Raw genomic sequence first — 11,387 nt, 5'->3', positions numbered from 1 at the left:
GTTCGATGTCTACCTCGAAGAGTGGCTCTTGGGCGGGTTGGGCGGGGATGGATGTGGTCACTCGTCCACCTCATGCAATGAATGGCCCTGCGGTGTTGCACCGCTTGGATGGTTAGAGCATTGCATGGCGTGGACGCTATGTCCACTGTCTTGGATGGTCGTGTGTGAAATCCGCCAAAGAACCTGTGCGCCCTGGTGCGCCCCATCCATTTACGTGGACACTCTGTCCAGCGCGCAGGGTAAAGAGCCTTGCGTTATCAGGGGGGTTGTCAGCCACACCCCCCTGATCGCGTGGACACCCCCAAGCCCACGAGACACACCGGAGTGGCATCATGACCGTCATGGCAGCGCGAAATTCCAGGGCGACGAGCGGGCGGACCCAGTTTCGCGACATCGTCGCGCGCCGGAAGGAAGAGATCGGCCTCGGCTACGAGAGGCTGGCGGCGCGCTGCGTGGACCCCGAATCGGGCGAGCAGACCGTCAAGGGAAGCTGGCTGCACCGGCTGGTCACGGGTGAGAACGTGGAGCCGCCGTCGTACGAAATGCTCCGCGGCATGGAGGCCGGCCTCGGCGTGCCCGTGGGTGTGTTGCAGGATGCGGCGAGTGCCCAGTTCTTTGGGTCGGAGCCGGTGTTCAGTGAGTCGGCTGAGGCGCGGGCGTTCCTGGCGGACGCCGACCGGCTGACTCCCACTCAGCGTGAAGCCATCCGGGCTCTGATGAGGTCGCTGACTGAGGGTCACTGATCCGGACATCTGGCATATTCACGGTCAAGATCGTTGGCCATGGCGATCACGCCCGGTAGTACTTATTGGCGGGGAGTAGTCGCAGCCTGCGTGAGATGGCACCATTGGCGGTCCGCCTGGGAAGCGTGTGATTGAGGTAGCCTGCACGAACATTACGTTCGAACGTGCTATCGAATAAAAGATGCGGCACGTCCATGGGGGTCCCATGCCGGAACACTGCACCGCCACCACCGCCCGCAAGACGGTCCGAGCGCAGATCGTTTTCAGCAACGAACTGCCCCCCGGATGCCCGCCGTTCGAACTCCCCGACGGGCGCATGATGATGGAGATCGAACTCGAAGACCTCACCCTCATCATCGTGCGCCCCGGCTCCATCGACCGGGCCTTGCTGGATGAGCTGAATCGTTACGCCGACCGGGTCACCACCCTCGGCATCTGGTCGCGGGACCCCACCCGAACGGGTATCTCCGCCGCCCTTCTGGGGCTCGCTAGCCGCTGACCTGCGTCTTTAAGGGTGGGTTTCCCTGGCGTTGGGCCTGCCGACGACGATGACGCTCTTCGCGATCCTCGCCGTCCTCGTCACCTCCGGCTCCGAGGCCGTCTACGGCGAGGCCATCTGGGACCCGGTCACCCTCGCCGCCAAGGCCGACAGCACGTTCGGTCTGCTCTTCGCCCTGATCACCGTGCTGATCGCGACGATCTCCGTCAACATCGCGGCGAACGTGGTGTCACCGGCGTACGACCTCGCGAACCTCGCGCCGAAGCTCATCAACTTCCGTACGGGCGCCCTGATCACCGGCGTCCTCGGCATCCTGATCTTCCCTTGGAAGCTCATCTCCACGCCCGAGTTCTACATCTTCACCTGGCTCGGAGTGGTCGGCGGACTGCTCGGCACGGTCGCGGGCATCCTCATCGCCGACTACTGGATCATCCGCCGTACGGTCCTGCACCTCGCGGACCTGTACACGGAGGGCGGCCGCTACTGGTACACCGCCGGCTGGAACTGGCGGGCCATCGCCGCGTTCCTGGTGGGCGGCGTCCTCGCGGTCGGCGGCTCCTACTCGAGCGTGAACGCGGAGGGTGTCTCCTCGGGACCGTTCCCGCAGGACGGCCTCATCCCGTTCCTCAAGCCGCTCGCCGACTACGGCTGGGCGGTGGGCGTCGCCACCTCGATGCTGGTGTACGTGGCGCTGATGGCGGGGGAGCGGGGGAAGGCGAGAGCGACCGTCTGAGCCGACGGCCCTGACCAGGGAGGCGGTGGCCGTGCCGGAGACGTGCCCCTACCGGGTGCCCTCCAGCGCGGCCACCGCCTCCTTCGCCGCCTTGATGGCACCCTTGTTGATCTCCTCGGTGCCGGGCGCCTTCTGCGACTCGAAGTCGCTGCCGTTGTAGGTGACGACCACCATGGCGTTGGCCACGCGCGCGTACACCACACCCTCGCGGGTCTGCTGCTTGTCCTCGGTGGTGAGGTTCACGACGGAGTAGGCCGCGTCACCGAGGCCGGGCACCGCGCCACCGCCGCTCTTCTGCGACAACCGATCCTTGTAGGTGGTTTCGGCCTTCGCGTCCGTTTGGTGAATCTCGTACGAGATGTCCAACCAGCGGTAGTCGTAACCGTCGAGGGCGTTCCAGGAGCAGGTGCGGCGCACGGAGTCGTCGGTCGACGCTATTTCCTTACCGGCCGTCTTGGCGCCCGGAACAAGGGATTTGACCGATTTCGCCGCGATGGCACCGCAGGGCGAGGGCGCCTTCGCGAAGGTCTTGGTCGCGGCGGACGTGTCCGGCGCGGACTCGGAGGCGGAGATGGGCCCGGACGCGGTCTCCGGCGCGGACTCCTTCCCCGCCGGGCTCGTGTCCGACGAACCGGACGACAACGCCCAGCCTGCCGTGGCGAGTACGGCGACCGGAAGCAGACGCACGGTGAGGGCGAGCGGCAGAGGGAGATCACGCACAGCGCACTTCTCGGGGTCGTGGCGGCGGTACCGCCGGTCGGTGGGGTACGTCAGTGTCACACGACTGCCTGTGGGGCGAAAGTGCGACCTCGCTCTGTGTATACGTGGTGACCGGCCCTCACCGTTCAGTCGTACGGCGACTTTCCGGAGTCCCGCCCTCCGCCGGGAGCGCGTGTCAGGATCGGATCCATGATCCCGATACCCCGCCGCACCGCCTCCCGTGCGTTCCTTGCCGCCGCGCTGATCCTGGCCGTCGGCGGTTGCGGACTCGGGGAGGAGATCGAACGCGAGGTGAACCCCGATCTCGACCTCCCCTCGACATCGGCCTCGTCGGCGGGAACCGAACGGCCGGGTGGCGTGCACGCCGACGAACTGCCCGAGGGACTGCCCTCGGGCCTGGACGTGCGGCCCACGGAGGCGCCGTCGGCAGACCCCACGGACGCCTGCCCGTCCTCCGGGGTGCGGATGCTGCCGGGTCTCGTGGAGGCCGCGATGGGACTGCGCGCGATGACGGTGACGCTCACCAACTGCGGCACCAAGTCGTACGCCGTGAACGGCTATCCCGCGGTCCAGGTGCTCGACCAGGACCGCGAACCCGTCGACGTCCGCGTCCTGCGCGGCCCGGAGGAGATCACCACGGGTGTGCCCGACCCCGGACCACACAAGGTGACGCTGAAGCCGGGCGAGTCCGCGACCACCTCGCTGGTCTGGCGCAACACCGTCACCGAGGCGGACGTCCCCGCCGTCGACGCCCCCTACCTGCGCGTCGCCACCGCGAAGGGCCGACCCGCACAGGTACTCGCCCCCGAGGGCGGCATCGACCTCGGCACCACCGGCCGCCTCGGCACCGGCGCCTGGACGAAGGCCTCGCGGGCCTCTTAACCCGTTGCACCGCCTCCGCGGCGATCAGCACCCTTGACACATGACCCGGTTACCTTCCCCAGCGTCCGGAACCCCTTACCTGCGCGAGGAGATCCTCGCCTACTACGAGCGGGGCGGCGAGAACACCCGTCTCGCCGAAGGCGCCGGACGACTGGAGTTCTGGCGCACCCAGGAGCTCCTCCGACGGTTCCTGCCCGACACCCCCGCACGCGTGCTCGACGTCGGCGGCGGCACGGGCGTCCACGCGGCATGGCTCGCGGGGGACGGCCACGAGGTCGAGGTCGTCGACCCCGTACCGATGCACGTCGAACGGTCGGGCCTGCTGCCCGGGGTCACCGCCCGGCTCGGGGACGCACGCGCGCTGCCCGCCGAGGACACCGCGTACGACGTCGTCCTCCTCCTCGGGCCCCTCTACCACCTGCCCGAACGCCCGGAGCGGGTACGGGCGCTGGCGGAGGCCCGGCGTGCCGTACGGCCCGGTGGGGTGGTGGTCGCGGCCACGATCAACCGGTACGCGGGGCTCAACGACACACTCCGGCAGGGGAACTACTTCCGCCCGGAGCGACGGGAGCGCACCGACGCCGTCGCGGCGGACGGGCGCCACGTGCCCTCGGCGGACGACCCCGACTTCACCACCGCCTACTTCGCCGATCCGGCCGAGGTGCCGGGCGAGTTCGACGCGGCAGGGCTGGTCTGCGAGGGCCAGTACGGTGTGGAGGGCGTCGCCTGGCTGATGGGTGACGTGGACACGTGGCTGGACGACCCCGAGCGGCGGGAGGCCGTTCTGGCGGCGACCCGGCGTATCGAGTCGGAGCCGTCGCTGCTGGGCACGAGCGGGCATGTGCTGACCGTGGGGCGGCGCGCGTGAGGCGGGCTGTGGGCGGCCCGCGTCACCGCGCGTCCGAGGGCGATTGAGGGTGCTGCGTACGATCGGCGGACGATCGTCGCGCTGTGAGGAGTCCTCCTGTGTTCACCACTCGACCGACGCTCCAGGGGACGTTCGGCATGGTGTCCTCCACGCACTGGCTCGCCTCGCAGTCCGCGATGGCCGTCCTGGAGAACGGCGGCAACGCCTACGACGCGGCCGTGGCCGCCGGGTTCGTGCTGCACGTCGTCGAGCCGCACCTCAACGGGCCCGCGGGGGAGGTGCCCCTCGTCCTCGCGACGGCGGAGGGCGAGGTCCGCGTCCTGTGCGGACAGGGCGTGGCGCCCGCCGGGGCGACGATCGAGCACTACCGGGGACTCGGACTGGACCTGGTCCCCGGCACGGGCCCCCTGGCGGCCGCCGTCCCCGGCGCGTTCGACGCGTGGATGCTCCTGCTGCGCGACTACGGCACCAAGGACCTCGCCGACGTCCTGAAGTACGCCATCGGCTACGCGGAGGACGGGCACGCGCCCGTGGAGAACGTCGGCGCGACCGTCGAGTCGGTGCGCGACCTCTTCGAGAAGGAGTGGGTGTCGTCGGCGGAGGTCTACCTGCCCGGCGGACGGGCGCCCCGCCCCGGCGAGCTGTTCCGCAACCCCGCCCTGGCCGCGACCTGGCGGCGGCTGCTCGCCGAGGTCGAGGGGGCGGGCGACCGCGAGGCCCGCATCGAGGCGGCCCGGGAGGTGTGGCGCTCGGGCTTCGTCGCCGAGGCCCTGGTCCGGCAGGCCGGGCGGCCCACCCTGGACACCAGCGGCGAACGGCACACCGGCACGCTCACGGCGGCCGACCTGGCCACCTGGTCCGCCTCCTACGAGCCCCCGGCGACCTACGACTGGAACGGCTGGACCCTGTGCAAGGCCCGCCCCTGGAGCCAGGGCCCGGTCCTCCTCCAACAACTCGCCCTGCTGCCGGACGAACTGCCCGCGCACGGGTCGGCCGACTACGTGCACCTGCTGATCGAGGGCTGCAAGCTCGCCATGGCGGACCGCGAGGCCTGGTACGGCGACGCGGCGCCGGTGCCGCTGACCGAGCTGCTGTCCGACGCGTACAACGCCGAGCGGCGGGCCCTCGTCGGCGACACGGCCTCCTACGATCTGCGGCCCGGCAGCCCCGGAGGGCGCACCCCCCGTCTGAGCGCCCACGCGCGCGTGGTGGCCACCGACCCGCCAGGTTTCAGCCCCATGGGGGTCGGGGAGCCCACGGTCGGCGGAGCCCGCGCGGGCATCGGCGAGCCCACCGTCGCCAAGAGCCTCCTTTCCCGGGTGCCGGGGGAGCCCGAGGTCGGGGCGGACGGGAGCACGCGGGGCGACACCTGCCACCTGGACGTCGTCGACCGCTGGGGCAACATGGTCGCGGCCACGCCCAGCGGAGGGTGGCTCCAGTCCAACCCCGTCGTGCCCGAGCTGGGTTTCCCGCTCGGCACCCGGCTTCAGATGACCTGGCTGGACGAGGGACTGCCGAACTCGCTCACCCCCGGCCGCCGGCCCCGCACCACACTCACCCCGTCGCTGGCGCTGCGCGACGGGGTGCCCGTGATGGCGTTCGGCACGCCCGGCGGAGACCAGCAGGACCAGTGGCAGCTCCACTTCTTTCTCGGCGTCGCCCTCAGCCCACCGGTCCGGGGCGGCCTCGACCTCCAGGGCGCCATCGACGCCCCGAACTGGCACAACGACGGCTTCCCCGGCTCCTTCTTCCCGCGCGGCATGCGCCCCGGCAGCGTCACCGTCGAGTCCCGCATGCCCGCGGAGGTCGTCGCGGAACTCCGCCGCCGCGGCCATGACGTCACCGTCGGCGACCCCTGGTCCGAGGGCCGCCTCTGCGCGGTCGCGCGCGACCCCGCGACCGGAGTGCTCTCGGCGGCGGCCAACCCACGGGGCATGCAGGGGTACGCGGTCGGACGCTGAGCGGGAGCCGCCGCCCTGCCGCGGCGGACCCGCTGTTCATGGTGATTCCATGCGGAGTGCACCCTCCCGGTGGGGATTGTCAGTGGTGCGTGCTGTGATGGAGGCATGATCGAAGACAGCGAAACCATCGACGAGTTTCTCGCCCGGCACGCCTCCGACGTCGAAGAAGCGATCCGCAAGGCGGCGGCCGCCGAGATCATGCCGCGCTGGCGGCAGCTCGCCGAGCACGAGGTCGACCAGAAGAACGGCCCCCACGACCTCGTCACCGACGCCGACCGCAAGGCCGAGCTGTACCTCACGGAGGCGCTGCCCGCGCTGCTGCCCGGCTCCGTCGTGGTCGGCGAGGAGACGGTCCACGCCAACCCCGCGTCCTACGAGGCGATCCACGGCGACGCGCCGGTCTGGATCGTCGACCCGGTCGACGGCACCCGGCAGTTCGTGCGCGGCGAGCCCGGCTTCTGCACGCTCGTCGCCCTCGCCCTGGACGGCGTGGTGCGCGCCTCCTGGACGTACGCGCCCGCGCTCGACCGGCTCGCCGTGGCGATTCGGGGCCGGGGGGCCACGCTGGACGGCGAGCGGCTGCACGCCGGTTCTCCCGAGCCCGGCCGTGACCTCGACGTGGCCACCTCCCACCCGGACTACACCACGGAGGAGCAGAAGGCGGCGCTGCTCGGCCTGTGGACGGAGGGCGTCGCCCCACGCCCGTGCGGGTCGGCGGGGCTGGAGTATCTCGCCATCGCCCGAGGGCGGTTGGACGCGGTCGCGTTCTCCTGGGAGGCGGCCTGGGACCACGCGGCGGGCCTCCTCCTCGTCGAGGAGTCCGGCGGCGCCCATCTGACGCTCGCGGACGAGCCCTTCCGGATAACCGGCGGCAACACCCTGCCGTTCACCGCGGCGCGGGACGCGGCCACGGCTCGCCGGGTGCGGGGGTTGCTGTCGGCCGGAGCCTGAGCTGCAGTCCCGGGCATGTGCCGGGTTCCAGGTAGAAGCGGATGGTGACGACCTCGAACTCGGTCACGGTGCCGACCGCAGGCCAGTCCTCGGACTCCCGGGGGAGGTGGAGCACATCCACGAAGGCTCCCACGGGCTGCCCGATGTCCACGACCATGCCGGTCAGCCCCGGCCCCCAGGGCAGTGCGGACACCGTGCCCGTGAGCCGGGCGCCCTGGGGGAGCGGCCCCGTGTCGTAACGGCTGAAGTGCCGGTCCCGTAGGGCGGTCCTCCACGCCTGCTCGAACGCCTCCTCCGTGACGGGCACCGCCTCCGGCGGCTCCTCGACGGGCCCCTCGTCGAGGACGCCGTACACGGCCTCGTAGAGCTGACCGGCGAGCGGGCCGTGTTCCTCGCGTGTCGCGGTCAGGTACGCCCGAGAAGCGGCGACCGACGCGGCGCCGGTCGTCTCGTCCGGGCGCTTCGTGAGCCATTCGGGCAGCGGGGGCAGTTCCCGCCTGCTGTCGAAGGTCGCCTGCCGCAGTACCCGCCCGTCGTCCCCCACCTCGAACCAGTGCTGGAGATCCTGCTCGGGGTCGGTGCGGCGGAACCGGCGCGTCATGCGGCGCAGCCTACCCATGCCGTGGCTGTCGGTGGGCGGGCATATCCTGAGCGCAGGTTCGCCGCCGGGCGGAAACCCGTTCGCGGCGCTCGATGACCATCGGCTGACGAAGGGGTCCGAACGTGCCGGCGATGCTCGACGCGGTGGTGGTGGGGGCGGGGCCGAACGGCCTGACGGCTGCCGTGGAGCTGGCCCGCCGCGGCTTCTCCGTGGCGGTGTTCGAAGCGAAGGACACGGTCGGCGGCGGTGCCCGCACCGCCGAGCTGACCCTGCCCGGCTTCCGGCACGACCCCTGCTCGGCGGCCCACCCCCTGGGCGTCAACTCGCCCGCGTTCAACGGGATGCCGCTCGCCCGCTACGGCCTGGAGTGGCTGCACGCCGAGCTGCCCATGGCGCACCCGTTCCTGGACGGCTCGGCGGCGGTGCTGTCCCGCTCGGTGGGGGAGACGGCCGCCTCGTTCGGGCCGCGGGACGCGGGCGCGTACCGCAGACTGATCGAGCCGTTCCTGCCGAAGTGGGACACCCTGGTGCGGGACTTCATGTCGCTGCCGCTGTCGGCGCTGCCCCGCGACCCGGTCACCCTCGCCCGCTTCGGCCTCGCCGGACTGCCCCCCTCCACCTGGCTGATGCGCCGCTTCAAGGACGAGAAGGCGAAGGCGCTGTTCTCCGGGCTGGTCGCGCATGTCATCGCTCCGCTCGGCGGCCTCGCCACCGGCGCCGTGGGCCTGGTCTTCGCGCTGGCCGCGCACGCCGCCGGCTGGCCCGTCGCCCGCGGCGGCTCCCAGGCCGTCTCCGACGCGCTCACCGCCTATCTCAAGGACCTCGGCGGCACCGTCCACACCGACTACGAGGTCAAGCGGCTCGACGATCTGCCGCCGGCGCGCGCCTACGTCTTCGACACCTCGCCCACCGCCCTGGCCCGGATCGCCGGCTTCGGAGGCTTCTACGAGTCGTACCGGTACGGCGCGAGCGTCTTCAAGGTCGACTACGCGCTGGACGGCCCCGTGCCCTGGACCGCCGAGGAGGCGCGCGCCGCGGGCACGGTCCAGGTCGGGGCGAGCAAGGCGGAGATCAGCACCGCCCTGGACGCCGCTTCCCGGCACGGCCACGCCCCCGACCGGCCGTTCCTGATCACCGTGCAGCCCAGCCTCGTCGACCGCACCCGTGCCCCCGAGGGCAAGCACGTCTTCTGGGCGTACGGCCATGTGCCGAACGGCTGGACCGGAGACTTGACCGACGCCGTGGAGCGCCAACTGGAGCGCTTCGCACCGGGGTTCCGCGACCTTGTCCTCGCCCGCGCCACCGCCGGCCCGGCCGAACTCGCCGCGCACAACGCCAACTACGTCGGCGGTGACATCGCCTGCGGCGCCGCCTCCGGCCTGCAGCTGCTGCTCCGTCCCAAGCTCACGCTCCGGCCGTACCGCACCCCGCATCCGGCCGTGTTCATCTGCTCGTCGGCCACCCCGCCCGGCCCCGGAGTGCACGGGATGTCGGGGCACAACGCGGCCAAGGCGGTGTGGCGGAGACTGCGTCAGGAACTCTGACGACCGATAGCACACAGAGGCGTGCACCAGTAGGCAATATCAAGTCACGAAACGACAAAGGTCTTCACGCTTTCTCCACATGAATGTCCGAGCGGCAGGGGTAGGTTGCCGCCATGAAAGATCGGAGATGGGATGTCCGCTCCGGCACGCGGCCAGCCGTGCGCCTCGCGGATCTCGCTCAACTCGTACGTGCACCGGCCGCGTTGAGCGTGCCGGGTGACATCCTGGCGGGGGCCGCAGCGGCTGGGCGCCCGCTCGGCGCGCCGACGCTGGGAGTCATGGGGTCATCCGTCTGCCTCTACTGGGCCGGCATGGCTCTCAACGACTATGCCGACGCCACGATCGACGCCGTCGAACGCCCCGAGCGGCCCGTCCCCTCGGGCCGCGTCCCCCGCAGTACCGCCCTCGCCGTCGCCGGTGCGCTCACCGCCGCGGGCCTGGGGCTCGCCGCCGCCTCCGGCGGTCGCCGCAGCGTGCTGGCAGCGCTGCCGCTGACCGGCGTGATCTGGGCCTATGACCTGAAGCTGAAGTCCACCCCCGCGGGAGCGGCCGCCATGGCCTCGGCCCGGACCCTGGACGTCCTTGCCGGCGCGCTGGCCGCCGCCCGCCCGGGCGGAACCGGCCGGGCTCTGCTGCGCGGCGCCGCACCGGCCGCGCTCGTCGGCGCCCACACGTACACGCTGTCCGCCCTCAGCCGCCACGAGATCTCCGGCGCCCCCGCCCGGGTGCCCGCCTCGACCCTCGCCGCCGCCACGACCACCGCCCTCGCGGCGGCGCTGCCCGCCGTCCGCACGGCGATCGCCTCCGCGCGGGCCGGCACGGCGGAGCCGTCCCCGGGGCGCACGGCCGGGTCCGCCGTCCGGCGGTACCCCGGCAGCCATCCCACCACTCGGTCGGCCGTCACCCGGGCCGCCGTCGTCGGCGCGGGAGCCCTCGCCTACCTCGGCACCTACGGCACGGCCCAGATCCGCGCGGTACGGGAGCCGTCGGGCGAGAACGTGCGGCGGGCCGTCGGGGCCGGGATCCTCGGGTTCCTGCCACTCCAGACGGCGCTGACCGCGCGCAGCGGCGCCACGGCCGTGGCGGCCGCCCTCGGCGTCGCCCACCCCCTGGCCCGGCGGCTCGCCCGGCGTGTCTCCCCCACCTGAACTGAACCACCCCCTCGACCAGCACAGACCTCCGCAGGAGGAACGCCGGCATGACCGTGCCCCCCACCCCCCCCCGATTCGGTTACGGCACCAATGGCTTCACCAACCACCGCTTAGGCGACGTCCTCACCGTCCTCGCCGACCTCGGCTACGACGGGGTCGCCCTCACCCTCGACCACGGGCACCTCGACCCGTACGCCCCCGACCTGCCCCGACGCGTCGCCGAGATCGCCCGGGACCTCGACCGGCACGACCTCGACGTGACCCTGGAGACCGGGGCGCCCTACCTCCTCGACCCCTGGGGCAAGCACCGGCCGACCCTGATGTCCGACGCGGCGGAACACCGGATCGACCTGCTGCGGCGCGCCGTACGCGTGGCCGCCGACCTGGGCTCGCCCACCGTCCATCTGTGCAGCGGCCCCGCACCGCACGATGGACTCCAGGCGGGGGACGCCTGGAAGCGGCTCGCCGCGGGCGTGGAGACCGTCCTGGAGACGGCAGAGGAGTACGGCGTCTCCCTGGCCTTCGAGCCGGAGCCGTACATGTTCGTCGACACCGTCGAGCGATGCCTCGAACTGGCCGAACTCGTCGGCGGGCACGAGCTGTTCGGGATCACCCTCGATGTGGGGCACGCCCACTGCGTGGAGGAGCGGACCGTCCTGGAGTGCGTGCGGCTCGCCGCGCCGCATGTCCTCGATCTGCACGTTCGAGGAGGTGCGGCGCGGCGAGCCGCACGC

Annotated in this window: 11 protein-coding genes and 1 pseudogene; 10 read left to right on the top strand and 2 right to left on the bottom strand. The window is 71.9% G+C overall.

The window, feature by feature from the left end; translation table 11 throughout:
• Positions 1 to 332: 332 nt before the first annotated feature.
• The 3 genes and pseudogenes from AOK15_RS28400 to AOK15_RS28390 all read left to right on the top strand — a co-directional run.
• On the top strand, positions 333 to 743 hold the full coding sequence (locus tag AOK15_RS28400; RefSeq protein WP_055521205.1) for a hypothetical protein: 411 nt from the start codon (positions 333 to 335) through the stop codon (positions 741 to 743).
• Between the two features lie 205 nt (positions 744 to 948).
• Complete coding sequence (locus AOK15_RS28395) at positions 949 to 1,242, top strand: hypothetical protein (RefSeq protein WP_055521204.1); 294 nt, start codon at positions 949 to 951, stop codon at positions 1,240 to 1,242.
• Positions 1,243 to 1,270: 28 nt separating this feature from the next.
• Positions 1,271 to 1,975 (top strand): annotated as a pseudogene (locus tag AOK15_RS28390) (cytosine permease); the annotation flags it as partial.
• Positions 1,976 to 2,023: 48 nt separating this feature from the next.
• On the opposite strand, the gene AOK15_RS28385 reads toward AOK15_RS28390, so the two are convergent.
• Entirely contained in the window at positions 2,024 to 2,695 is a 672-nt protein-coding gene (locus AOK15_RS28385) for a hypothetical protein (protein ID WP_055521208.1), read from the bottom strand.
• A gap of 189 nt (positions 2,696 to 2,884) precedes the next feature.
• On the opposite strand from AOK15_RS28385, the gene AOK15_RS28380 reads away from it, so the two are divergent.
• The 4 genes from AOK15_RS28380 to AOK15_RS28365 all read left to right on the top strand — a co-directional run bounded on the left by AOK15_RS28380 (position 2,885) and on the right by AOK15_RS28365 (position 7,357).
• Positions 2,885 to 3,577 (top strand): DUF4232 domain-containing protein, encoded by a 693-nt coding sequence (locus AOK15_RS28380; RefSeq protein ID WP_055521203.1) that lies wholly within the window; start codon positions 2,885 to 2,887, stop codon positions 3,575 to 3,577.
• 40 nt (positions 3,578 to 3,617) lie between these two features.
• Positions 3,618 to 4,445, top strand: coding sequence for a class I SAM-dependent methyltransferase (locus AOK15_RS28375; RefSeq protein ID WP_055521202.1), 828 nt, complete (start codon positions 3,618 to 3,620; stop codon positions 4,443 to 4,445).
• A gap of 98 nt (positions 4,446 to 4,543) precedes the next feature.
• The gene (locus AOK15_RS28370) at positions 4,544 to 6,406 is read left to right on the top strand and encodes a gamma-glutamyltransferase family protein (protein ID WP_055521201.1); all 1,863 of its coding nucleotides are present in this window, start codon (positions 4,544 to 4,546) and stop codon (positions 6,404 to 6,406) included.
• 105 nt (positions 6,407 to 6,511) lie between these two features.
• Positions 6,512 to 7,357: an inositol monophosphatase family protein gene (locus AOK15_RS28365; RefSeq protein ID WP_055521200.1), complete on the top strand. Its 846-nt coding sequence runs from the start codon at positions 6,512 to 6,514 to the stop codon at positions 7,355 to 7,357.
• Here the strand turns inward: AOK15_RS28365 and AOK15_RS28360 are convergent.
• Entirely contained in the window at positions 7,293 to 7,958 is a 666-nt protein-coding gene (locus tag AOK15_RS28360) for a hypothetical protein (RefSeq protein WP_157870394.1), read from the bottom strand. The two genes, AOK15_RS28365 and AOK15_RS28360, sit on opposite strands and share 65 nt — an antisense overlap.
• 131 nt (positions 7,959 to 8,089) lie before the next feature.
• Here AOK15_RS28360 and AOK15_RS28355 point away from each other — a divergent pair, with 131 nt between their 5' ends.
• The 3 genes from AOK15_RS28355 to AOK15_RS28345 all read left to right on the top strand — a co-directional run.
• Positions 8,090 to 9,502, top strand: coding sequence for a phytoene desaturase family protein (locus tag AOK15_RS28355; protein ID WP_055521207.1), 1,413 nt, complete (start codon positions 8,090 to 8,092; stop codon positions 9,500 to 9,502).
• 113 nt (positions 9,503 to 9,615) lie between these two features.
• Entirely contained in the window at positions 9,616 to 10,650 is a 1,035-nt protein-coding gene (locus tag AOK15_RS28350; protein WP_205632245.1) for an SCO3242 family prenyltransferase, read from the top strand.
• Between the two features lie 50 nt (positions 10,651 to 10,700).
• On the top strand, positions 10,701 to 11,387 hold a 687-nt coding region (locus AOK15_RS28345; protein WP_055521206.1), incomplete at its 3' end, for a sugar phosphate isomerase/epimerase family protein.

Origin of the sequence: Streptomyces ossamyceticus (assembly GCF_001418475.1) — a bacterium.
GTDB classification, from domain to species: Bacteria; Actinomycetota; Actinomycetes; order Streptomycetales; family Streptomycetaceae; genus Streptomyces; species Streptomyces ossamyceticus.
This window is presented reverse-complemented; position numbering and strand designations above follow the sequence as displayed.